Source organism: Marinobacter sp. MA (assembly GCF_048298425.1).
Taxonomy (GTDB): Bacteria; Pseudomonadota; Gammaproteobacteria; order Pseudomonadales; family Oleiphilaceae; genus Marinobacter; species Marinobacter salsuginis.
This window is the reverse complement of the sequence record NZ_CP103058.1, coordinates 1,697,727-1,721,047: the sequence shown is the minus strand read 5'-3', so window position 1 is coordinate 1,721,047 and position 23,321 is coordinate 1,697,727. Positions and strand designations below refer to the sequence as shown.

The 23,321-nt window shown below is 58.5% G+C and carries 22 protein-coding genes; 4 read left to right on the top strand and 18 right to left on the bottom strand.

Features of this window, described 5'->3' with window-relative positions:
* Positions 1-10: 10 nt before the first annotated feature.
* The 11 genes from truD to NUW46_RS08000 form a co-directional block, all read right to left on the bottom strand.
* Positions 11-1,060 (bottom strand): tRNA pseudouridine(13) synthase TruD, encoded by a 1,050-nt coding sequence (gene truD, locus NUW46_RS08050; protein WP_418141804.1) that lies wholly within the window; start codon positions 1,058-1,060, stop codon positions 11-13.
* Complete coding sequence (gene ispF / locus NUW46_RS08045) at positions 1,057-1,536, bottom strand: 2-C-methyl-D-erythritol 2,4-cyclodiphosphate synthase (RefSeq protein WP_222464221.1); 480 nt, start codon at positions 1,534-1,536, stop codon at positions 1,057-1,059. The genes truD and ispF overlap by 4 nt, the downstream gene beginning before the upstream one ends.
* 25 nt (positions 1,537-1,561) lie before the next feature.
* Positions 1,562-2,263: a 2-C-methyl-D-erythritol 4-phosphate cytidylyltransferase gene (gene ispD, locus NUW46_RS08040; protein ID WP_418141803.1), complete on the bottom strand. Its 702-nt coding sequence runs from the start codon at positions 2,261-2,263 to the stop codon at positions 1,562-1,564.
* Between the two features lie 6 nt (positions 2,264-2,269).
* Positions 2,270-2,542, bottom strand: a complete 273-nt coding sequence (locus tag NUW46_RS08035; RefSeq protein ID WP_069184527.1) for a septum formation initiator family protein — start codon at positions 2,540-2,542, stop codon at positions 2,270-2,272.
* A gap of 204 nt (positions 2,543-2,746) precedes the next feature.
* Positions 2,747-4,042: a phosphopyruvate hydratase gene (eno, locus tag NUW46_RS08030; RefSeq protein WP_418141802.1), complete on the bottom strand. Its 1,296-nt coding sequence runs from the start codon at positions 4,040-4,042 to the stop codon at positions 2,747-2,749.
* A 200-nt stretch (positions 4,043-4,242) separates the two neighbouring features.
* Positions 4,243-5,088 (bottom strand): 3-deoxy-8-phosphooctulonate synthase, encoded by an 846-nt coding sequence (gene kdsA, locus NUW46_RS08025; protein WP_069184525.1) that lies wholly within the window; start codon positions 5,086-5,088, stop codon positions 4,243-4,245.
* A 2-nt stretch (positions 5,089-5,090) separates the two neighbouring features.
* Entirely contained in the window at positions 5,091-6,719 is a 1,629-nt protein-coding gene (locus NUW46_RS08020) for a CTP synthase (protein ID WP_069184524.1), read from the bottom strand.
* An 87-nt stretch (positions 6,720-6,806) separates the two neighbouring features.
* On the bottom strand, positions 6,807-8,156 hold the full coding sequence (tilS, locus tag NUW46_RS08015; RefSeq protein WP_418141801.1) for a tRNA lysidine(34) synthetase TilS: 1,350 nt from the start codon (positions 8,154-8,156) through the stop codon (positions 6,807-6,809).
* On the bottom strand, positions 8,140-9,093 hold the full coding sequence (gene accA, locus NUW46_RS08010) for an acetyl-CoA carboxylase carboxyl transferase subunit alpha (protein ID WP_069184522.1): 954 nt from the start codon (positions 9,091-9,093) through the stop codon (positions 8,140-8,142). The genes tilS and accA overlap by 17 nt, the downstream gene beginning before the upstream one ends.
* A gap of 140 nt (positions 9,094-9,233) precedes the next feature.
* Positions 9,234-12,716, bottom strand: a complete 3,483-nt coding sequence (gene dnaE / locus NUW46_RS08005) for a DNA polymerase III subunit alpha (RefSeq protein ID WP_418141800.1) — start codon at positions 12,714-12,716, stop codon at positions 9,234-9,236.
* 45 nt (positions 12,717-12,761) lie between these two features.
* Entirely contained in the window at positions 12,762-13,229 is a 468-nt protein-coding gene (locus tag NUW46_RS08000; RefSeq protein WP_349343402.1) for a TlpA disulfide reductase family protein, read from the bottom strand.
* Between the two features lie 68 nt (positions 13,230-13,297).
* Between NUW46_RS08000 and arsC the strand changes: the two genes are divergently transcribed.
* The 4 genes from arsC to NUW46_RS07980 are packed head-to-tail and all read left to right on the top strand — an operon-like array spanning position 13,298 to position 16,567.
* Complete coding sequence (gene arsC / locus NUW46_RS07995; RefSeq protein WP_069184519.1) at positions 13,298-13,651, top strand: arsenate reductase (glutaredoxin); 354 nt, start codon at positions 13,298-13,300, stop codon at positions 13,649-13,651.
* 43 nt (positions 13,652-13,694) lie between these two features.
* Positions 13,695-14,300, top strand: coding sequence for an NAD(P)H:quinone oxidoreductase (gene wrbA, locus NUW46_RS07990; RefSeq protein ID WP_136629591.1), 606 nt, complete (start codon positions 13,695-13,697; stop codon positions 14,298-14,300).
* A gap of 57 nt (positions 14,301-14,357) precedes the next feature.
* Complete coding sequence (locus NUW46_RS07985; protein ID WP_136629590.1) at positions 14,358-14,729, top strand: DUF2069 domain-containing protein; 372 nt, start codon at positions 14,358-14,360, stop codon at positions 14,727-14,729.
* A 20-nt stretch (positions 14,730-14,749) separates the two neighbouring features.
* Positions 14,750-16,567 carry a GspE/PulE family protein gene (locus tag NUW46_RS07980; RefSeq protein ID WP_069184516.1) on the top strand — a complete coding sequence of 606 codons (1,818 nt, stop codon included), beginning with the start codon at positions 14,750-14,752 and terminating at the stop codon, positions 16,565-16,567.
* Positions 16,568-16,573: 6 nt separating this feature from the next.
* Here NUW46_RS07980 and NUW46_RS07975 read toward each other — a convergent pair whose 3' ends face one another.
* Genes NUW46_RS07975 through NUW46_RS07945 form a run of 7 tightly spaced genes read right to left on the bottom strand, consistent with a single transcriptional unit; the run spans position 16,574 to position 23,270 of the window.
* Entirely contained in the window at positions 16,574-17,629 is a 1,056-nt protein-coding gene (locus NUW46_RS07975) for a DUF3080 domain-containing protein (protein WP_418141799.1), read from the bottom strand.
* Between the two features lie 36 nt (positions 17,630-17,665).
* Entirely contained in the window at positions 17,666-18,358 is a 693-nt protein-coding gene (mtnC, locus tag NUW46_RS07970; RefSeq protein WP_418141798.1) for an acireductone synthase, read from the bottom strand.
* Positions 18,355-18,915, bottom strand: a complete 561-nt coding sequence (locus NUW46_RS07965) for a 1,2-dihydroxy-3-keto-5-methylthiopentene dioxygenase (RefSeq protein ID WP_136629587.1) — start codon at positions 18,913-18,915, stop codon at positions 18,355-18,357. Before NUW46_RS07965 ends, mtnC begins: the two co-directional genes overlap by 4 nt.
* On the bottom strand, positions 18,912-19,538 hold the full coding sequence (locus NUW46_RS07960; protein ID WP_412537376.1) for a methylthioribulose 1-phosphate dehydratase: 627 nt from the start codon (positions 19,536-19,538) through the stop codon (positions 18,912-18,914). Before NUW46_RS07960 ends, NUW46_RS07965 begins: the two co-directional genes overlap by 4 nt.
* Before the next feature lie 49 nt (positions 19,539-19,587).
* Positions 19,588-20,583 (bottom strand): XdhC family protein, encoded by a 996-nt coding sequence (locus NUW46_RS07955; RefSeq protein ID WP_418141797.1) that lies wholly within the window; start codon positions 20,581-20,583, stop codon positions 19,588-19,590.
* Positions 20,576-22,780, bottom strand: a complete 2,205-nt coding sequence (locus tag NUW46_RS07950; protein WP_418141796.1) for a molybdopterin cofactor-binding domain-containing protein — start codon at positions 22,778-22,780, stop codon at positions 20,576-20,578. The genes NUW46_RS07955 and NUW46_RS07950 overlap by 8 nt, the downstream gene beginning before the upstream one ends.
* A 1-nt stretch (position 22,781) precedes the next feature.
* Positions 22,782-23,270: a (2Fe-2S)-binding protein gene (locus tag NUW46_RS07945; RefSeq protein WP_069184510.1), complete on the bottom strand. Its 489-nt coding sequence runs from the start codon at positions 23,268-23,270 to the stop codon at positions 22,782-22,784.
* Positions 23,271-23,321 lie beyond the last annotated feature (51 nt).

Genomic DNA, 23,321 nt, shown 5'->3' with positions numbered 1-23,321 from the left:
GTGTTCTCCGCTAGCCTTGTTGTTCGTTATGTCGGCTGAGGCTCATGTCCTCAAGCTCGAAAATATCACTCAAAATCGTTGTGGCGTACTGGCCGGGTGACAAAAAGAACGTCAGTTCCAGAGTGTCCTCAGCCAGCCACCGCCAGGCAAGCCTATCGGGCTTTACCGCCAGGGGCCGTCGCTCCGGTTTCATCCGGGTGACCGAGAACAGACTTGCCAAACCGGGGGTTTGTGCAACAATGTCCCGTTCAAGCGCTTCCAGCGCCCCGGAAGCTGTCGTGCCGCCGTCACCCCACAAGGGACCTGTCGCCCCTGCCTCGGCCCAGCTGCCATCGTCTACCCGAGCCGCAAGCACCTCATTGAACAGCCATGAGCGGGCCGCCGAAAAATACAATACGTTTTTCGAGCCGTCGCTGCCAGCACGCTTTTTGCCACCTCGGCCTTTTCCGCCGGACCGGCTCCGACGGTTCAGGGTGGCGGGATCCAGATGCACCGCCCGGTCAAGGTTTGCACCAACGTTGCCAAACCGTTGGGGGCCAAAGTAATTGGGAGCGCCAATATCTGCCAGGCGCGCCAGAGCACGATCAATCACCTCGCGTTCCCCGGTGACTGCTCTGAGGGTGATTACAAAGCCATTGCCACTGTGCTCCCCCCGCCGCAATTTCCGGGCCTGTCGCGAGGCCGCCAGAACGGGCCATCGAACAGCAATTTCGTCAATCAGGGCGGCGTCTTGAGCTTCACACCCTGGCCGATAGAGACTGAACCATTGGCGCGTCACGGCATGTCGATCCTTGAGACCGCAAAAACCAACATCAAAGTTGCGACAACCCGCCATTCTGGCCAGTTCGCGAGCGACGTACTCTGTGTTATCGCCCACTTTTTCCAGTTTCACACAAAGATGCTCTCCGACGCCGTGGATTGCGTCCGCCCTGACATCGGAGCCGCTTTCCAGAAATTCCAGCACCTCGTCAACAATGAAATCGCCGGGCGCTGTCTTCAAACGACCCGAAGCAACACGCCCACCGCCAGACGTGGGCCAGTCAAGGCGCCACTGACTCACGAATCCACCGGTTCAAGCAGGCAGATAGCCTGGCAGGCAATGCCTTCACCGCGCCCGGTAAAGCCGAGTTTTTCCGTGGTGGTGGCTTTCACACTAACGCGACTGGCCGGAACGCCCAGATCTTCCGCAATGTTCAGACGGATGGCATCAATATGAGGGGCCATTTTAGGAGCTTGAGCGATGATGGTGGCATCCACATTCACCACGCCAAACCCCTCATCCCGGACCCGGGTCATGACGCGGCGCAGAAGGTCGCGGCTGTCGGCACCCGCCCACTCATCACTGGTGTCCGGAAAAAAATGCCCGATGTCGCCTAGTGCTACGGCACCCAGCAGCGCATCCGCCAGTGCGTGCAGCAGGACATCACCATCGGAATGGGCCTTCAGCCCGTGGGAATGCGGAATGCTTACACCGCCAATAATCACATTGTCGCCTTCACAGAAGGCATGGACATCAAAGCCCTGACCAATACGCATAATGTACTCCGGAAACTCCGAAAATTCAGAACCGGCTGAGAATGAAGCCTGCGAGGGCCAGATCTGCGGGTACGGTGATCTTGATATTGTCTGGCCGTCCTTCGACCAGAACGGGCATGTTACCGGAAAACTCCACGGCAGAGGACTCATCAGTCACCAGAAGTTCGCCGGCAAGGGCAGCTTCCAGTGAATCCACCAGAATACGATAGCGAAACATCTGAGGCGTTAATGCCCGCCACAGATGTTTGCGATCCACCGTTTCAAGAACTTCAGGCAGGTCGCCGGTGCCAGCCCGCTTCAGGGTGTCGGCCACTGGCGAAGCCAGAAGCCCCCCGACAGGGTGGTGGTAGAGTTGGTCAATCAGGTTCGACAGATCCCGGGTATGAAGGCATGGTCGTGCCGCATCGTGGACCAGGACCCAATCATCATCCCTAATCTGCTCCGCCAGGGCATGCAGTGCGGACAATACCGACTCGGCCCTTTCGGATCCGCCGGTGCAGGTCTGGATTCGGCTATCGCCGCTGGCCTCGGTATCCGGCCACCAATGATCGGCCGGATGCAATGGCACCATGCAGCCGGAAAACGGGGCGGAATCCATCAATCGGGAAAGGGTGATATCGAGAATGAAACGCTGGCCGATTCGAAGGTACTGTTTCGGTTGTTCGGCCTGCATACGCTGGCCGATGCCGGCGGCAGGGACAATCAGCCAAAGTCTCGGAGCAGGCATAGACAATCAGTTTTCAACAACCAGGAAAAAGGTCTCGTCGTCTCTAATCAGGCCGAGGTTCATTCTGGCCCGCTCTTCAACGGCGCCCTGCTCATTACGCAGATTCCTGACTTCGGCATACAGACGTTCATTGCGGGTAGCCAGTTCGGCATTTTCTTCACGTTGCTCGGCGATGGACTTCTCGAGAGCCCATACCTGCGCAAAGCTGCCCTCCCCAACCCACAGGCGCACCTGCAGCAGGAGAATAACAACAACCATTGTGGTCCAGAGCAACTTCATTGCCGATTCCAGTAAAATTCAATCAATCAAAATGCCAACGCCGGACGTTGAGTATAGACCTTAGAGTAGATTAGCAACAAATTCTTCTAACTGCCTGTACAAAAAGGCCATCGTAACCAAGCTTTCGCTCGGAACACGATGGCCTTAACAGTTTTTCGCTGATTGCCGGCCCGAAACTTAACCAGAACCGGTCAGATCAGTCGATCAGCCCTGCCCCTTGATCTCGCTCAGGCCGCGGTACGGCGCTTTGCCATCCAGGGCTTCTTCAATGCGCAGCAACTGGTTGTACTTGGCAACGCGATCGGAACGGCACAGCGAGCCGGTCTTGATCTGGCCGGCACAGGTGGCTACAGCCAGATCGGCAATAGTGGTGTCTTCGGTCTCACCGGAGCGATGGGAAATCACGGCAGTGAAGCCGGCATCCTGTGCCATCTTGATGGCATCAAGGGTTTCGCTCAGGCTGCCAATCTGGTTGAACTTGATCAGGATGGAGTTCCCCACGCCCTTCTCAATACCTTGCTTGAGGATCTTGGTATTGGTCACGAACAGGTCGTCGCCCACCAGCTGAACCTTGCTACCGAGCTTGTCGGTCAGCACTTTCCAGCCGTCCCAGTCGCTCTCGTCCATACCGTCTTCAATGGAGACGATCGGGTAACGCTCGCAAAGCCCTGCCAGGTAATCGGCAAAGCCCTCGGAATCGAAACTCTTGCCTTCACCGGACAGCTGGTACTGGCCATCCTTGTAGAATTCAGAGGAGGCACAGTCCAGAGCCAGGGTCACATCGGTACCGAGCTTGTAACCGGCCTTCTCGACCGCTTCCTGAATGACGGCCAGTGCCGCTTCGTTGGAGGGCAGGTTCGGCGCAAAGCCACCCTCATCACCAACGGCGGTGTTCAGGCCCTGGGCCTTCAGCACTTTCTTCAGACTGTGAAAAATCTCCGCGCCAACACGCAGGGCTTCAGAGAAGCTCTTGGCGGAAACCGGCTGAACCATGAACTCCTGGATATCCACGTTGTTATCCGCATGCTCGCCACCGTTCAGGATGTTCATCATCGGCACCGGCATGGAGAACTTGCCAGAGGTACCGTTGATGTCTGCAATGTGCGCGTACAGCGGCTTGCCCAGGGAGATCGCTGCAGCCTTGGCCGCCGCCAGGGAAACTGCGAGGATGGCGTTGGCGCCCAGGTTTGCCTTGTTCTCGGTACCGTCGAGGTCCAGCATGATCTGATCCAGAGCACGCTGATCAGCCGCATCTTTGCCTACGAGGGCTTCACGGATCTTGCTGTTTACGGCTTCAACCGCCTTCAGAACACCTTTGCCAAGGTAACGGGAAGCATCACCATCACGCAGTTCCAGTGCTTCGCGAGAGCCGGTGGAAGCACCAGAAGGCGCGCAGGCGGAACCAATGGTGCCGTCTTCCAGAATAACGTCGGCTTCGACAGTCGGGTTACCGCGGGAATCCAGAACCTCACGGCCTTTGATGTTGGCAATCTTTGTCATTCGAATGATTCTCCAAATTTTCGATTTCTAAACGGTTCAAACTCGAAGTTGGGCATAGAGCAGGTGGGGGATGGCTTTCCGAAACTGTGCGGAGCCAGGGATGGCGGAGCCCAAGCGTCACATGGATGTGCCGCAAGGAGCGTGTTTCGGAAAGCCATCCCCCACCTGCTCGTACTCCCAAACAAAACAAACACCGCCAATCAGGCGGTGTCGATAGGTTTAAAGCTTTTTACCAGATCATCCACAGCTTTTACCCGCTGCAGGAAGGGCTCAAGCTGGCTGAGCCGCAAAGCGCAGGGGCCATCGCACTTGGCTTTGTCCGGGTCCGGATGGGCCTCAAGGAACAAACCTGCCAGCCCCTGGGACATACCCGCCAGCGCCAGGTCAGTCACCTGGGCACGTCGGCCACCGGCCGAATCCGCGCGTCCGCCCGGCATCTGCAGGGAGTGGGTCACATCGAACATCACCGGTACATTCATGGCTTTCATAATGCCGAAGCCGAGCATGTCGACGACCAGGTTGTTGTAACCGAAGCTGCTGCCCCGCTCACAGAGGATTACCTTGTCGTTGCCGGCTTCCTCGCATTTGGTAATGATGTGCTTCATTTCCTGGGGCGCGAGGAACTGGGCCTTCTTGATGTTGATCACAGCACCGGTTTTCGCCATGGCGACCACCAGATCGGTCTGGCGGCTCAGAAACGCCGGCAGTTGGATAATGTCACAGACTTCGGCTGCCGGGGCCGCCTGAGCCGGCTCGTGGACGTCCGAAATAATGGGAACACCGAACTTGCTCTTGATGTCCGCCAGTATCTGAAGACCTTTCTCCAGGCCGGGGCCACGGAAAGAGTTCACGGACGACCGGTTGGCTTTATCAAAAGACGCTTTGAAAACGTAGGGAATACCCAGTTTGCCAGTTACCTCAACGTAGGCCTGGGCCACTTCCATGGCCAGCTCCGGCGACTCCAGAACGTTCATACCGCCAAAGAGCACAAACGGTTTTTGGTTGGCGACCTCGATTCCCGATACGTTTACGGTGCTCTGAGCCATCTTCAGGATCCTTTCTTGCTGGCCAGTGCTGCCTCAACAAAGCCCTTGAACAGCGGGTGGCCGTCCCTGGGAGTGGAGGTAAATTCCGGATGGAACTGGCAGGCAACAAACCAGGGATGGTTCGGCGCCTCGACCACTTCCACCAAGCGTCCATCCGATGAACGGCCAGAGATCTGGAGCCCGGCCTCTTCCAGCCTCGGCAGGAAATGGTTGTTCACCTCGTAGCGGTGGCGATGACGCTCTTGAATGGTTTTCTTGCCGTAGCAGTTGGCGATGGTGGAGCCTTCGGTCAGCACGCAGTCCTGGGCGCCAAGACGCATGGTTCCGCCCAGATCGGACTCTTCAGTACGCTCTTCCCGCTCGCCGGTAGAATCCAGCCACTCGGTGATAAGGCCGACAACCGGTTCCGGCGTGTGCGTGCGGAATTCCGTGCTGTGGGCATCTTTGAGGCCTGCCACATTGCGGGCATATTCAATAACTGCAACCTGCATACCCAGACAGATGCCCAGGTAAGGTACCTTGTTCTCACGGGCGTACTGAACGGTGCGGATCTTGCCTTCAACGCCGCGCTCGCCAAAACCACCCGGCACCAGGATAGCGTCGGCACTTTCCAGTGCGCCTGTACCGTCACGCTCAATATCTTCGGAATCGATGTAGTTGATATTGACCTTGGTACGGGTCTTGATGCCGGCGTGAAGCAGGGATTCAATCAGGGACTTGTATGCGTCCAGGAGTTCCATGTACTTGCCAACCATGGCAATGGTTACTTCCTGCTCGGGGTTCATCAACGATTCAACAACGTTGTCCCATTCACTCAAATCCGCGGGACGGGCATCCAGACCGAAGCGCTCGATAACCAACTGGTCCAGGCCATGCTCATAGAGCATCCGCGGGATCGCATAAATGGATTTGGCATCCTGGAGAGGAATAACTGCCCGCTCTTCGACGTTGGTGAACAGGGCAATCTTGCGACGCGAGCTGGCGTCCACCTCATGCTCCGAGCGGCACAGCAGGATATCCGGCTGCAGGCCGATAGAGCGCATTTCCTTGACGGAATGCTGGGTTGGCTTGGTCTTGATCTCACCGGCCGTGGCAATGTACGGAACCAGGGTAAGATGCATGAAAAGCGCACGCTGGGAACCCACTTCGACCTTGAGCTGACGACAGGCTTCCAGGAACGGCAGGGATTCAATATCGCCAACCGTACCACCGATTTCGATCAGTGCCACGTCCGCGCCGGCAGCCCCTTCAACAACCCGACGCTTGATCTCGTCAGTGATGTGAGGAATCACCTGAACGGTTCCGCCCAGGTAGTCGCCACGGCGCTCCTTACGGATCACCTCTTCGTACACCCGGCCGGTGGTGAAGTTATTACGCTTGCTCATCCGGGAACGGATGAAGCGCTCATAGTGGCCCAGATCCAGGTCTGTTTCCGCGCCATCCTCGGTAACAAAAACCTCACCGTGCTGGAACGGGCTCATGGTGCCGGGGTCCACGTTGATATACGGGTCCAGCTTGAGAATAGTGACCTTCAGGCCGCGTGCCTCGAGGATCGCAGCCAGTGAGGCTGATGCGATACCTTTCCCCAAGGAGGACACGACACCGCCGGTGACGAAAATATAACGCGTCATGCAGATTCCGTGATTGTCTGGTTCGGTGAAGGAGGGAGATTGTCATCTCAAGATGGGACGCCAGACTACCAGAAAGGCCCCATTGACTCAATCACATTCCCGCTCTACAACCAGCCGCCAACCGGCGGCATGGGCGCCTTCCGAGTATTGTTCAGAACACCATAAATCGCCAATGGCAACGAGTTCGGCTGCATCCCCGGAACCGGCGAAAACCAGCGGCAGCCGGGCCCTTTCCCAGGGTGGAACCGCAATCTCCTGCAGCCACTTCTTGAGCGAACGGGACGGACCATCCGAACGGAAACGTACCCGCTCACCGCCCTGCCTCGTAAATATCCGTATTGGCGGCAACGGTCTTTCCGGGGTAACGGCCGGCTCCAGCTTCAGGAACCATTCGCCAAAGTTCAGCCCGGGACCCGGCTCCAGAGTAACGGGGACGTCCGGCAGCTGCGAGTGATCCGGAACCAGGTAAAGATCGCCCTGAAAGCGGCGCAGACTGAAACCGTCGGACCGGAACTCCGGCTCTCGATCCTCTCTTGCGAAAATCAGGTCCTGCATAACCTGCTGCCAACTGCTGATTGTGGGCGCAGGAAACCCCCGTTCCCGAACCCACCAGCGAATCAGGTTTTTCTGCTCCGCCAAAGATAAGGTTTTCAGCCCCTCAACGGGCAGTCGGTCCTGCTCACCGCCGACAGCCTGCCACTGCAAGGCCGCCAGCTTTTGGTTCAGCGCTTCACTTTCTGCACAGGCGTCCGCCGTGTGGCGCAACCTGCGATTCAGCCCCGGCCAGCGCTCCCGCAAAGCTGGCAGCACCGTGTGGCGCAGGAAATTCCGGTCAAATCGTTGGTCGGTGTTGCTGGGATCATCAACCCACGACAGACCAGCGGACCTGGCCCACCGCTCAAGCTCGGCCCGTTCAAACCCAAGCAGGGGCCGGACCAGTGTCGCCGGGCCGAGGTCACGGCTGAACGGCATACCCGCCAGCCCGGCCACACCGCTGCCCCTCAGCATCCGGAACAGCACCGTTTCGGCCTGATCATCGCCATGGTGAGCCATCAGAACCAGATCCCTCCGCTGAACCATCGCTTCCAGGGCGGAATAGCGCGCTTTGCGAGCTGCCTCTTCGATGCCACCAGCCGAGTTTTCTCCGCTCCTGACAGTGACCTTCTCAACCACAAGCGGGACACCCAGGCGCCCACAAAGATCGCGGCAGAATGATTCGGTCTCGGAGGCATTCGGCTGCAGCTGATGATTGATATGAACCGCTCGGACAGCCCCGGAATGCCCATGGCAATGGACTGCCAGGTGTAATAACAGGGTGGAATCGAGGCCGCCGCTCAGGGCAACCAACAGGCGGGCGTGATCGGGGAGTTCTCTGACCGGGGCGCACAGTGCCTCCGGCCAGGTGAACCCGGAGCCGGGCTCAGCGCCCGGTGTCATAGCGGGTCAGCCGCTCATAGCGGCGGGATACCAGCTCATCCAGTGGCAGGCGACTGAGTTCAGCGACGCCTTTTGCCAGAACCTCCTTGAGGGATTCCGACATTTTTTCCGGGTTGCGGTGAGCACCGCCGAGGGGCTCGGTTACCACGTTATCCGCCAGCCCCAGATCTTTGAGCCGGTCAGCTGTTACACCCATGGCCTCCGCCGCCTGGGCAGCGTATTCGGCACTCTTCCAGAGGATTGAGGCACAGCCCTCTGGGGAAATCACCGCGTAGGTGGAGTACTGGAGCATGTTCAGTTGATCACAGACACCGATGGCCAAGGCGCCACCAGAACCGCCCTCACCGATCACCGTGGAGATAATGGGTGTCTTGAGGCGAGACATGACCGCCAGATTGAAGGCAATGGCCTCGCTCTGCCCGCGCTCTTCCGCACCAATGCCCGGATAAGCCCCTGGCGTATCGATGAAGGTGAGGATAGGCATCTTGAAACGCTCGGCCATTTCCATCAGGCGCAGGGCCTTGCGGTAGCCCTCTGGCCGGGGCATACCGAAGTTACGCTTGACCTTGTCGCGGACTTCCCGACCCTTTTGATGACCGATGACCATCACCGGTTTGTCATCAAGCCTGGCGGTACCGCCTACAATAGCCAGGTCGTCGGCGTAGCGACGATCACCGTGCAGCTCATCAAAATCCTCAAAGATGGATTCGATGTAGTCCAGGGTGTAGGGCCTGCGAGGGTGACGGGCCAGTCGCGCAACGTCCCAGGGCTTGAGATCTGAGAAAATGCTCTCGGTAAGGCTGACGCTCTTTTTCTTCAGCCGGGTGATCTCGTCTGTGATATTGATGTCGGTATCGTTACCAACCATCCGAAGCTCTTCAATCTTGGCTTCCAGGTCGGCGATTGGCTGTTCGAAATCCAGATAGTTAGGGTTCATGATGTTCCATCATTTTTTGCCAGGCGGGAATGTACTCCGCCAAACCAGAATTTGACACAAAGATAGCAGCGCCCGGTCAGTGGCTAAAGCGGACATTGGTATGAGTCCGCTGTCTGACAAACTTTTAATTTTCAACTCATTCAATCATAGACCAGTTCTACCGACTGGTCGCCTACGAGGTACCGGAGCTCCAGCAGCAGGTTGTCATCCGGCTGCACACGCCAGGACTCACCGAGCTCGATCCGGGTCGACGCCTCGGGGCTGCTGTACTCGATCCAGACCGGGCTGCCTTCGCATCGGAAGGGCCGCAGAGTACTGTCGAGCTTCTCCAGCAATCCGTTCTGCAACTGATCGGCGTGCAGGTTCAGTTTGAGGCCACGACTGAACTGCTGGCGAGCCGTTGCCACATCCATCACCGAGCTCACTCGCATTTTCATCTGCCCGGAATAGTCGTCGTGACTGACCTGGCCTTCCACCACAATCACCTGGTCGGATTGCAACAGCTCACGGTTTTCGAAAAACGCCTCGGAAAACAGCGTCGCCTCAATCCGGGCACTGCGGTCATCAAGGGTGATAAAACACATCGTGGAGCCGGTGCGCGTTTTCATGGTGCGCTGGGCAACCACCAGCCCCGCCACCCGCTGGGGTGACTTGTTCGGCTTCAGATCGGCAATGGAGGACCGGACAAACCGACGAACTTCTTTTTCATACTCGTCAAACGGATGACCGGTGAGGTACAGCCCCAGGGTATCCTTTTCGCCTTTCAGCCGCTGCTTCTCCGGCCATTCGCGTACCCCGGCCACGTCCTCGTAGGGATCGCCACCATCACCGGCTTCCAGCATTTCGCCAAACATATCCATCATGCCAACGGATTCGTTCCGGGATTGTTGGTCGGCCTGCTGCACGGCCTTGTCAATGCTTGCCATGAGCTGCGCGCGGCTCGCACCCAGCTTGTCCATGGCACCGGAGCGGATAAGCGCTTCCATGGCCCGCTTGTTGACCTTCTTGAGGTCAACCCGCCGACAGAAATCAAAGATATCCTGGAACGGCTCGCCATCGCCGCGACCCTCAACAATGCTCTGGATCGGGCCCTCACCCAAGCCCTTGATCGCTCCGAGACCATACACAATCTGGCCGTCGTCATTAACGGTAAAGGTGTATTCCGAACGGCTGACATCCGGCACCAGAAGATCCAGCTTCATGTTCCGGCATTCTTCCACCAGCGTGACCACCTTATCGGTGTTCTGCATATCGGCAGTCAGTACCGCGGCCATGAACTCTGCCGGGTAATGGGCTTTCAGCCAGAGGGTCTGGTATGACACCAGGGCGTAAGCAGCCGAGTGGGATTTGTTGAAGCCGTAGCCGGCAAACTTTTCCACCAGGTCAAAGATATTTTCGGCCAGGGTTTTGTTGATGCCATTCTTTTCGCAGCCATCCAGGAAGATCTGCTTCTGCTTGGCCATCTCCTCGGGCTTTTTCTTACCCATGGCCCGGCGCAGCATGTCCGCTCCACCCAGGGTATAGCCGGCCATGACCTGGGCGATCTGCATGACCTGCTCCTGATACAGGATGACGCCGTAGGTCGGTTCCAGTACGGGCTTCAGGCCCTCGTACTGGTAATCCGGGTGCGGGAAGGACATGGGCTGGCGACCGTGCTTACGGTCAATAAAGTCATCCACCATGCCCGATTGCAGCGGCCCCGGCCGAAACAGGGCCACGAGGGCGATCATGTCTTCGAGGGAGTCTGGCTGGAGACGGCGAATCAGGTCTTTCATGCCCCGGGATTCCAGCTGGAACACTGCCGTGGTTTCAGCTTTCTTGAGCATGTCGAACGAGGGCACATCATCCAGTGGAATCTCGTTGATGTCGAGAGGCTGCATGCCCTTCTTTTCCCGGCGCGGATTGATCATGTTCAGCGCCCACTTGATAATCGTGAGCGTCCGCAGGCCCAGGAAGTCGAACTTCACCAGTCCGGCATCTTCCACATCGCCCTTATCGAACTGGGTCACCAGGCTTCCGCCCTCATCATCACAATACAGGGGCGAGAAATCGGTGATCTTGGTGGGCGCGATCACCACGCCACCTGCGTGCTTACCGGCGTTCCGGCATACGCCCTCGAGCTTCAGGGCCATTTCCCAGATTTCCTGGGCTTCCTCGTCATTCTCGAGAAACTCGACCAGTTGTGGTTCCTGTTCCAGAGCCTTCTCAAGGGTCATGCCCGGTTCGAACGGGATCATTTTGGACAGCTTGTCGGCCAGGCCATAGGATTTGCCCTGCACGCGGGCAACGTCCCGCACGACCGCCTTCGCGGCCATGGTGCCGAAGGTAATGATCTGCGACACCGCCTCACGCCCGTACTTCTGGGCGGTGTACTCGATCACCCTGTCCCGGCCTTCCATGCAGAAGTCGACGTCGAAGTCGGGCATGGAGACCCGCTCCGGGTTCAGGAAACGCTCGAACAGCAGGTCGTACTCCAGGGGATCCAGATCGGTAATCAACTGGGCATAGGCCACCAGGGAGCCGGCACCGGAACCCCGACCTGGCCCGACCGGTACGCCGTTGTTCTTGGCCCACTTGATAAAGTCCATCACGATCAGGAAGTAGCCCGGGAAACCCATCTGGATGATGATGTCCAGCTCGAAGTTCAGGCGCTTGTAGTAGGCCTCCCGCTTGGCATCGTATTCCGGATCGTCCTTGCTCAGGGTCTTGGCAAGCCGCTCCTCCAGGCCTTCCTCGGAGACCTTCCGGAAATAGTCGTCCATGGTCATGCCGTCCGGAATCGGGTAGTTCGGAAGGAAATATTCGCCCATCCGAACCTTCACCGAGCAGCGCCGGGCAATTTCCACCGTATTCTCGATGGCCTCGGGGATGTCGCTGAACAGCTCGATCATCTCATCGGCGCTGCGCAGGTACTGCTGATCACTGAACCGACGGTCACGCCGCGGATCGTCCAGAGTACGACTCTCGCCGATGCAAACCCGGGCCTCGTGGGCCTCAAAGTCTTCTGCTTCGAGGAAGTGAACATCGTTGGTGGCCACCACTGGAAGGCCAAGCGCCCCGGCCAGTTCAACACTCAGGTGCAGGCAGTCCTCGTCACCCGGTCGACCAGTGCGCTGGAGCTCCAGGTAGTAGCTGTCCGGGTACAGATCCATCCAGTAACTGGCCCGCTCCCGAGCCAGTTCCGGCTTGCCGGCCATCAGCGCCTTGCCCACATCTCCCAGCTTTGCGCCGGAGAGCGCGATCAGGCCGTTCGCTCTGGCCTCTAGCCACTTTCGCTGGATAATCGGCTTGCCGAACCGCTGGCCCTCGGTGTAACCCAGGGAAATGATTTCAGTGAGGTTGAGGTAACCATCGTTGTCTCGGGCAAGCAGCGTCAGCCGGAAAGGATTTTCGGGTTCATCCGGATTTTCCAGCCAGAGATCCGCGCCTATGACGGGTTTGACACCCGCTCCCATGGCCGCCTTATAGAAACGCACCAGCGAGCACATATTGGATTGCTCGGTCAGGCCGACGGCCGGCATGCCCAGCTCGGCAACACGTTTGATCAGCGGTTTCACCCTGACCAGGCCATCCACCATGGAGTACTCGGAATGGACACGGAGATGTACAAAAGTCTGCGACATAACGTCAGGTTATTCCTGCTGTAAAATTCAGTTAGAGCTGCGGTCTCAGCCGCCGATTACTGCCCTGAGCTCTTCTTCGGTCTGGGGGCCAAAACGAGTCTCAACCAGATCACCATCGGGATTGACCAGGAAGGTGGCCGGCAGAGCGACCGGCAGTTTCCAGCCGAACCCGGGCCCCGGGTCATCCGCCAGCATGGTAAATTCAATGCCCATCCGTTCCCCGAGTTCCACCAGCGCATCGCCCCGCACACCATCAAAATTAACGCCAAGTACGGTGATGTCGGGTGCCTGGTCGAGCTCGTTGAGCTCGGGAATTTCCTCAAGACATGGCTTGCACCATTCCGCCCAGTAGTTGACCAGCACCCACTGACCGCGAAACGAGTCCCAGTTCAGCTTTGTTCCTTCGGCCCGTTCAAGTTCAATTTTCTCACAACCCGTCATCGTCAGAACAAGCAGCGCAATAGCTGCTGTGCGAAGGCGGGAGCCACGAAGAACTGAATCAGGGTACTGCACCGGAAAACCTCCTGTTAGACTACCGACCACAGAAATCGTGGACTCCATTCAGACAACCAGGCACGAAGATGACAGAACCAACCCGGATTTTCCACAACCCGCGCTGCTCGAAATCCCGCCAAACCCTTGAACTGCTTACCGAACGGGGAATTGAACCGGAGATTATACGCTACCTGGAAACACCACCGACAGAGCAGGAGCTAAAGGATATTCTCAGCGCCCTGAATCTGACGCCCCGCGAGCTGATGCGTACCAAGGAAAAAGAATATAAAGAACAGGGACTGAACAACCCTGAGCTGAGCGATGAGCAATTGATCGCGGCCATGATAGCGACCCCGAAACTGATTGAACGGCCGATCGTGATTGCCAACGGCAAAGTAGCCCTTGGTCGTCCGCCAGAAAACGTTCTCTCGATTCTTTGACCCCCAATAACTTCCCCGAGTCAGATCAGAAGGATCGCTGACGATGCCCGAGCAATTGCCGTACGTTCTTGTTCTTTTCTACAGCCGCACCGGCCAAACCGCAGAGCTGGCCAGCCAGATCGGACGTGGCGTGGCGCGAGTGGAGGGAATTGAAGCAAGGTTGAGGTCGGTACCGCCGGTTTCACCGGACACGGCAGCATCGCTGCCCGCTGTGCCGGACTCCGGGGCGCCCTATGCCAGCAAATCCGATCTCGCGAATTGTGCCGGCCTGGCCATCGGCAGCCCCACCCGCTTTGGTAACATGGCGGCGCCTTTGAAGCACTTCCTGGACACCACCGGCGACCTATGGCTGGGCGGCGCCCTCGAAGGCAAACCCGCCGGGGCATTCACGTCGACCGGCAGCCTTCATGGCGGACAGGAAACCACACTGATGACCATGATGATGCCACTTCTGCATCACGGCATGGTCGTCTGCGGCCTGCCCTACTCCGAGAAAAGCCTGGGGGACACACAAACCGGGGGCACTCCCTATGGCCCGAGCCATTGGGCCGGAACCGGTGAACAGCAGCCACTGAGCGCTGACGAGAAAGCATTGTGCCAGGCCTTTGGCGAGCGCCTTGCCCGATTCGCCCTGAAGCTTGCTGACTGATACACGCCCGGGTACCAGACGTAATCTGCTTAACACTTTTTTATTACGGAACACACTATGCTGAACAACCCGAAGGCCCGCGCCACCTTGCGTGCAACAGCCGCGCTCTACATCGGCGTGCTTGCCACCCTGCTGATCACAACTTTCTACCCGGCACCCGTCGAGGGCGTTTCAATACCGTTGATGCTGGCGGTGAAACTGCTTCCGCTTCTGCCCTTTGCGATTCCGGTATTTCGGGGCCACAATCGGGGCTATATCTGGATGTCGTTCGTGGTGATCTTTTACTTCACCCAGGCCGTCGTATCTGCCTGGCTGAGTGAAGGTGCTACGGGACCGGTCATTCTGACGGTACTGACCTTCCTGTTGTTCACTGTTGCCATGATTCACCTCAAAGTGAACCGGCCAGTGGCGAATGGAAATACACCCTGAATTCCTGGACCTGACACTTTATGGCTGAAACAAGCAACTCCGGAACCGTGCCGAGGCCACCCGCGCCGCCCAGAAGCACCCTGACCCTGAGAGATGTTTGCACCGCACTTGTCACCAGTGGGGAAATCAGCCAGGAAGACGCAGAACGGGTACTCTCGGCCAATCTTGGCGCGGCCACCGGCGATGGACAGAAGGGTAAGCGCCATCCACTGGAACTGGTGGCCATTGCCGCGCTGACCAGCCAGAAAAGTGGTCGCACTCTTGATCTGGACCGGCTGACCCATTGGCTGGCAGATTGGGCCGGGCAACCTTACTACCACATTGATCCTTTGAAGATCGACACGCCTGCCATTGCCCGGGTGATGTCCTATGCCTTTGCCCAACGCCACGGCATTCTGGCGGTAGAGATCGGCGCAGAAGAGGTACTGATCGCCAGCACAGAGCCCTTCAAGAACGACTGGGTCCAAAACCTCCAACAGGCAGTTCGCAAGGATATCCGTCGCGTGGTCGCCAACCCCGAGGATATCCGCCGGTATACCGTGGAGTTCTATCAGCTTGCCAACTCCGTCAGCAAGGCCAGTGGCGGCCAGGGCCCCGGTGTGGCAGGTAACCAGAATTTCGAACAGTTACTGGACCTTGGCGCCAGCGAACACCCGGATGCCAATGACCAGCACGTGGTCAAGATCGTCGACTGGCTGCTGCAGTATGCCTTTGACCAGCGCGCCTCAGACATCCACATAGAGCCCCGCCGCACAGTCACCCAGGTGCGGTTCCGGATCGACGGCGTGCTCCACAACGTCTATGAATTCCCGGAGCACGTGGGCGTGGCGGTTACCAGTCGGCTGAAGATTCTCGGTCGCCTGAACGTGGCCGAGAAACGCCGCCCCCAGGACGGTCGCATCAAGACCCGCAAGCCCGATAACCGCGAGGTCGAACTGCGCCTGGCCACCATGCCAACCGCCTTTGGCGAAAAGATGGTCATGCGGATCTTTGATCCGGACGTGCTCCTGAAGTCCTATGAGCAGCTGGGATTCGGCAAGGAAGACCGCCAGCGCTGGCAGGAAATCACCTCCCGTCCCCACGGCATTGTACTGGTGACCGGGCCGACCGGGTCCGGCAAGACTACAACCCTGTACTCGACCCTGAAACAGATTGCGTCATCCGAGCTCAACGTCTGCACCATCGAGGATCCCATCGAAATGGTGGAGCCGGCGTTCAACCAGATGCAGGTCCAGACCAACATCGACCTGACCTTCGCGGCGGGCGTGCGGGCCCTGCTGCGGCAGGATCCGGATATCATCATGATCGGCGAGATCCGCGATCTGGAAACGGCGGAAATGGCGGTTCAGGCTGCCCTTACCGGCCATCTGGTGCTCTCCACCCTGCACACCAACGACGCGCCGAGCGCGATTACCCGGATGATGGAACTGGGTATTCCACCATACCTGATTCGGGCCACGGTACTGGGTGTGATGGCGCAACGGCTTGCCCGAACCCTCTGCCCCCATTGCAAAGCACCGGGCCCTGCCGACGAGCAGGCCTGGCAGACCCTGACCCGGCCCTGGAAAGCGCCGGTTCCCAAGCAGTTCTACCAGCCCGTCGGTTGCCTGGAATGCCGGAACACAGGCTATCTTGGCCGGGCCGGAGTTTATGAAATCATGACGCTCTCAGGTTCTTTACTTCGACAGATCACCGATCGCTGCGAGCTGGAACAGCTCAGGCTGGATGCCTATAAGGAAGGCATGAAATCCCTGCGTCTGAGTGGCGCCCAGAAAGTGGCTGCAGGCCAGACAACGGTGGAGGAAATTCTGAGGGTGACGCCGGAAAGCCAGCGCTGAGCGGGGTCAGGCGCCGGGGCGCAACCCGCACTGGCCCAGCAACTCCTGCCAGGCTCTGGTATGCGCCATCATGGCTACATCCAGTTCCCGCCAGAGACTGCTCTGGGCTTCCTGCGAGAGATGGCGCTGGTACCACGCCGTAAAACTCTCCGGCATGACCTCTTTCTGGACTTTGGCCAGCCGCTCAAACGGCTCAAGGAGCGCAGCCCGTCCCTGGTTCACGGCGCTCATGTAAGGCTGGATCTTTTCGATATACACACTGAAAAACATGTTCTGCACAATATCCGACTGGTTATTGGACTGACCGTTAAGACACAGGGGCCGACCGTTGATTCTCTGCCTGAGCAATTCCGTGCCGTCCTGGAGCCGGGCGGTCAGAAGAAGTGCGCTGTTGATCAACTGGCCGGCGCGGAATTCCGCCTGCCAACGCTGGTGAACGTTGCCGGCAAAATCGAGGGAAACCGCCAGGTCCTCCGAGTACAGACGTGAAACAGCTGCATTCAGGCTGTCGATATCAAGAGCCAGATCAGACACCGGATTGCTCTCCGGCGCTACCGGGTAATAGCCCTTGGCCAGAGTGAACAGCTTCTCGATCTCTTCAACGCCCCAGGTGGCATTCCAGATGGCAATGGGCAGGGATTCCAGCTTGCTGTCGATGGCGCCGGTAAGCTCTTCGGCGAATTCTTCATCCTCTATGTCCGGCAGGCACTCCCTGGCTGTTTCAATAAACCGGATTTCATAGCGCAAACGGTTCAGGGGCTGCATCACCCGCCCCATCACCGAGGTTTTCTCCCCAACCACGTACTGGAGTTCACATCCGTAAAGCGAAAGAAAGTCGAGCATCCCCATTTCCAGCTCGGGCATGGGCAACACCCGATCGCGACGGCGGGGAAGCTGGCTTGCGGAAGGGATATCAGAAAACTCAGGATCGGTTTCCAGCACTCGGGCGACCCGCTCCACATACTCATCCATCATGGGGCGGGCATCAGAGAATGGGTCGCAACCGGCGAGAAGCATGGCGAGAACCGGCGCAACGATTCTGCAAAAACCGGTTCCGGGCATCAAATCCTCCTGCTATGGCGTTTTAGGGGCGTTGGCCTAGCGCTTTTGCAGCAGGGTATCCACCTCCGCAAAATCACGCGCAACAAAACGTTCTGTCTCCGGCAGATCCCCCTCGCGAACAAGCCAGGCGGTTTGCATACCGGCTTCCTCGGCTGCCTCGAGTTCGGCCTCCACGTCTGAAAGGAACAGCACCGTGGACGCCTCAACGCCCAATTCAGACAAGATATTGCGGTATGAAGCGGCCTCCTTCTTGCCACCGATACGAGTATCGAAGTAACCAGAGAAGAATGGCGTAAAGTCGCCCTCCGTGGTGAAACCGAAAATCAGCTTCTGGGCCTTGACCGATCCTGAGGAATATACGAACAAACGCAGCCCCCGATCATGCCAGCGCTGCAGGTAATCGGCTGCATCGGCGTAGATATGGCCCTTCAGCTCTCCCTGCTGGTATCCCTGTTCCCAGACCATGCCCTGCAGCGCCTTCAGGGACGTTTCCTTGCGATCCTCTTTGATCCAGGTCTTTAGAACTTCAATCAGGCCATCAATATCCTCACGAGCAATACCTGACGCCTCCGCCACTGCACCCAGCTGCTCGGACACCGCAGGCGTGTCCTGATGCTGATCGCGGACAAATCCCGGCAGGTGTTCGCTCGCGTAGGGGAAAAGGACATCGTGCACAAACGAGATCGAGCTGGTGGTCCCTTCGATGTCCGTCAGCACAACCCGGATCATTCCGCCGCTCCTGCCAGTGCCTCGTATCGGGGCAACCTGCTGGCGATGTCTTCACCGGTAAAATCGGCGACCCAGCCTTCCGGGTTGGTGAACAGGCGGATACAAGTAAACGCCGGTTCAGGCCCCATATCGAACCAGTGCCGCGTGCCATCTGGCACGCTGATCAGATCGTTTTTCTGGCAAAGCACCGCAAACACCTCGTTGCCGAAATGCAGGTAAAACAGGCCCTGGCCACGGACAAAGAAACGGATTTCGTCTTCACTGTGGGTGTGCTCATCCAGGAACTTTTGCCGAAATGCATCTTTCTGCGGATTGTCCGGGTTCAGGCTGATCACATCCGCAGACTGAAAACCACACTCCTTTCTCAGTTTCGACACTTCCTCGCTGTAGGCTTCGAGGATGTCTTCCTGGGATGCATCAGCCGGCAGATCCTTGGTTGGCCACTGCTCGTAGCGCACACCGTGACGGGCAAGAAGTTCCCTTATTCTTTCCGGGTTCTCGGTGACTGTGTGTGCCTTTTCAGGCTGGCTCTGGTCAAAAATACTCAGGGTGGTCATGGGCGAACCCTCATGGTTTCAAGCTCACATTCAAACAGGAATTCAAAGGCCTCGACATGGCGCAGGCAGTCGGCCATGGTTTTACCCCAGGTATACAGGCCATGGCCGCGAATCAGATACCCGGGCTGCTCGGGGTGCTGCCGGAACCATTCCCGGGTCTGCTCCGCCAGCGCGTCGATATCCTGGGTGTTATCAAACACCGGAACGGCCAGTACTGATTCGTGGGTATCGACTCCCGTAAACGCCTTCTGAAGCTCATAGCCCTCCAGCGTCAGCGGATGGCCAGCTTCCAGCAAGCGGCTGAGAACCGTTGCCTTCACCGAGTGCGTGTGAAGGACCGCTCCAACCTCCGGAAACACCTCGTACAACACCGTATGCAAACGGGTCTCTGCCGAGGAGCGACAATCACTCTGCACCGGGCGACCCGCCAGGTCCACGACCATAACATCGCCGGCACCCAACTGCCCCTTGTGGCGGCCAGAAACGGTTATGGCAATGTGTTCGCCGTCTATGCGGGCGGAATAGTTGCTGCTGGTTGCCGGTGACCAGCCCTGTTGGTACAAAAAGCGGCCGGCCTCAACAATTGCTTCTGCAGCGACTGCATATCGGGTTACATCAAACACGAGCTCTCTCCCGGGATTCAGAGTGCTTACAACACTCCCATGGCCGCCATTATAGGGACGAAGCGGCGCCCCGCAAATGATGCCTTGCAGAGATCAGATCGGCGACAATGGAGATGGCAATTTCTGCTGGAGTCTTGCTGGGAATATCGACGCCGATGGGCGCTCGCAGTCTTCCCAGTGCAGCTTCATCGAGCCCCAGAGAGGCCAGTCGTTCCCGCCGTGCTTCCGAGGTTTTCCGGGACCCCATGGCGCCAATGTAAAAAGCATTGGAATGAAGGGCCGCCAGCAAGCCCATATCGTCTATGCGAGGATCATGGGCCAGTGCCAGGATGCCTGACCAGGCGTCGCCAAACTCTCTGGAAATCAGATCATCGGGCAGGCGGCGATCCAGAGGAATCTGATCGTAGCTCCAGCCTGAGGCAAACGTTTCCCTGGGCTCGCAAAGGGTTACAGCAAATTCCGCCGCCGTCGCAAATTCCGCAACGTAACGGGCAACCTCGCCAGCGCCAATCAACAACAGCCGGCACTCAGGCTGCAGAACGTGGACAAGCTGCTCGCCGTCAAAGCTAACAGACTTACCAGCCCTGGCCACAGCGCGCTCCAGAGCCACAATACCATTCAGGGGGACGCGGCGGACCACCGGTTCACGATCGCGCAAGGCGCCCGCAAGCGCGTTAACATGATCAAGGCCTGACTGCCCCTGAAGGGGCTCCACAAGAAGCCTGATCCTGCCACCGCAAGGCAGTTGGAAATGATCCCGGTCATCATCCGTAATGCCGTAATCAACAAAGACGGGATGATCTGGCCCGTCTTCGGCCGTGCGCCGCAACAGATCCTCCTCCAGACAACCACCGGAAACCGAGCCGCTCCAGTGGCCGGATTCCGCAATCGCCAGCCAGGAGCCAACCGGACGCGGTGAAGAACCCCAGGTCTCGACGATGGTGCACAACCACACCCTCTGCCCCGCCTGCAGCCACTCAGACATCCTTGCAATAACCGTCTGACGCCCCGTGGCGACCGAATGAGCGACGCTTGATTCAGACATCGGCTTTCAACGGCAGGCTTCGCTGGCGTTTACCGTTCAGTGCGAACAGCGCATTACCCAGGGCCGGAATGACTGGCGGCACGCCCGGCTCACCAACACCAGTCGGCACCTCGGCGCTATCAACAATATCCACCACCACCTCGGGTCGCTCGTACTGTCTCATCAACGGATAATCGTGGAAGTTGCTCTGCTGCACCTCACCGTTCTGCAGGGTTATTTCCCCGTAGAGCGCTGCCGTCAGCCCGAACAGAATGCCACCCTCGATCTGGTCCTCCACGATACGTGGATTCACGACCTGGCCGCAGTCCACCGAACAGGTGACCTTGTAGACCCGAACAATGCCATTCTCGATTCCGGCCTCCACCACCTGCGCCACATAGGTGCCAAAACTACGGAACAATGCAAGGCCCCGGGCCCGGCCTTCTGGCACAGTGGACTGCCAATTGGCAAGGCGGGCAACCCGATCAAGCACCTCCAGGTGCCGTGGCTCATGGGAAATCAGCCGACGACGAAACTGGTATGGATTTTCTCCGGCCTCGTGGGCCAGTTCGTCCATGAAGGTCTCAACCGCAAAGCCGTTGTGGGAATAGCCCACGGACCGCCACCAGCTAATGGGAATGCCGGGGTCGGTGTGGGTATGGCGAATATCAATATTGGCCACCCGGTAGGGGTACTCAATAGCCCCCTCGATCGCGGAGATATCTTTGGGAGTGGCAATGCCCTCGGCCATCAGGCCGACGGAGCCAAGAGTGTCGTACATGAACTTCGGCGCCCAGGGATACTGGGCAGGCGCCGCGTTGCGAACATACCAGTCCAGGATCTGCGGTCCAACGATCTGGTGATGCCAGCCCGTCAGCTCGCCACCAGACAGACTGGCTTTCATGCGGTGGAGCATCGCCGGACGATAGAGGTCATGGCGGGTGTCTTCTTCCCGGGACCAGATAACTTTCACCGGCCGCCGGATGCGATAGGCCACGGCCGCAGCTTCCTCTATGTAATCCTGGGTCAGCCGACGGCCAAAGCCACCGCCGAGAAAGGTGGTATTGATGGTGACCTCGTCGGGCCCGAGATCGGTTACCCTGGCCGCCGCGATCCGTCCAAGGTCCGGCGCCTGGGTGGGCGCCCACACGTCCATCCGGTTTTCGCGATACCAGGCCGTGGCGTTCATGGGCTCTAAAGTAGCATGGGCGAGGTAGGGCTGGGCGTACTCGGCTTCCACTACTCGGTCACCCTCCTCCACAGCGCTGGCAAAACTGCCTTCACTGCGCTCGGACTCCCCGGGGTCCTCATCAGCGGCAGAGCGATAGGAATCAAACACATCCTTCGTGGACAAAGACACGGCATCCGAGAAATCCCAGTCTATCCGGAGCGCGTCCTGGGCTTTCCGGGCCCGCCAGTACTTGTCGGCAACGACGGCAACGCCGCGCTCGATCTCGAAAACGTCGAGCACTCCCGCCATTGCCCGGACCTGATCGCCGTTAAAGCCCAGTAGCCTGCCTCCGCGCCTGGGCGACCTGGTCACCACCCCATAAACCATGTCCGGAAGTTCCACATCAATCCCATACACCGCGGTTCCCGTCGACTTGGCCCGGGCATCCAGCTTGCCCCTTTCCCTGCCGATGTACTTCCATTCGCTTCGTGGTTTCAGGGCAATGTCACCCCGAACCACTTCTTTGGCAGCCAGCTCGACCAACCTGCCATAGGCCAAGGAATCGATACCGTTCGGGTGCACCACCCGCCCTTCACTGGCCCGGCAATCGCTAGCTTCAACGTTCCAGACCCGAGCCGCGGCCATAACCAGCATCTGCCGGGCTTCAGCCCCCGCCATTCGCAAGGGCTCCCAACTGGTTGCAACACTGGTGCTACCGCCGGTGAGCTGAAGTTTGTACAAAGGATTTCGATACTCGGGTGCCACCGGGGCGAAGCGGGGTTTAATCTGCTCTGGCTGGATTTCCAGCTCCTCGGCAATAAGCGTCGTCAACCCGGTGTAGGTCCCCTGACCCATTTCTACCCGGGCCAGGGTGAAGAAAACTTCGTCATCAGTGGTCAGTTCGAGCCAGGCATCGGGCCGCCATTCACCGGTATCCGGCTCGTAGCCGGTCTGCATTCCGGCACAGCCCGGCAACGTCAGTGAAACCACCAGACTGCCGGAGGCACCGGCACTGACCTTGAGGAAATTCCGTCGGTTCATCGCCATGTTACACGCCCCCTTTCTGAGAGCCGCCTGAAGACTCAGAGCCAGCGACGGATTCTACGGCCGCAATAATCCGCGAGTAGGTCCCGCATCGGCAAAGGTTGCCCGTCATGGCGGCGACGATTTCGTCCCGTGAGGGGGTGGAGTTGTTCGCCAGCAAGTGAGCTGCACTCATAATCTGGCCGGACTGGCAGTAACCGCACTGGGGAACACCGTGTTCTATCCAGGCCTCCTGAAGGGCATGAAGCCGATCGCCATCAGTCAGCCCTTCGATCGTGACGACCTCGCCGCCGGCAGCCATTTCAACGGGCGTGGAGCAGGAGCGTACAGGCTGCCCGTTCAGGTGCACCGTGCATGCGCCGCAAAGGCCGGCACCGCAACCGAATTTAGTGCCCTTGAGCCCCAGCTCATCACGCAATACCCACAAAAGCGGCGTATCGCCCTCAATGTTCAGCGACCGCTCGTCGCCGTTAACTGTCAGGCTCACGGCCATCCCAACTCTCTCCTTTGTATTTCCGGTCTTGTTGCCCGGTTTTATTGTTGT